This is a genomic window from Psychrobacter sp. 1U2 (genome assembly GCF_051847575.1).
The window spans coordinates 1-564 of record NZ_JBPYDC010001605.1; the positions used below are offsets into that span (position 1 = coordinate 1).

General features: G+C 41.7%; 1 protein-coding gene. It reads left to right on the plus strand.

Annotated features, from left to right (window positions below; translation table 11 throughout):
* Positions 1-564, plus strand: a 564-nt coding sequence (locus ACS8FD_RS23425) for a type II toxin-antitoxin system HipA family toxin (RefSeq protein ID WP_439277615.1), incomplete at both ends; no start/stop codon positions are given.

Genomic DNA, 564 nt, shown 5'->3' on the forward strand with positions numbered 1-564 from the left:
CTCACCACAAGGCGCAAGACCAAAAGCACTTATCCTATACGATGAAGCAACTGAGTTTATTACTACTGACTTAACAAGCGAACATACATCCGCAATGCCGTGGCTTATTAAGTTCCCTGCTCAGTCGGAGCATAAAACCGTTTGTCTATTAGAATCGCTTTATGCTGATATGGCAAAAAAAGCAGGCCTTAACATGCCAGCGCATCATTATTTTGATATTGATGAAAAATATGCTGCTTTCGGGGTTGAGCGTTTTGACCGCATGGGCAATCAGCGCGTCCATATTCATACGCTTGCTGGCTTATTAGATATCGATTTTCGGATTCCATCATTGGATTATTTGCAGTATTTACGCTGTGTGCGTATGCTAACCCAGTCACAAGCTGCTGTAGAAGAGGGTTTTAGGCATGCCGTATTTAATGTCATTTTTAACAATAAAGACGATCATAGTAAGAACTTTTCTTTTATGATGGACGAGGCTGGCAGGTGGTCGTTATCGCCCGTTTATGATATCGCCTATAATTCAGGTATGAACGGTTATCATCAAATGGATGTAGCAGGTGA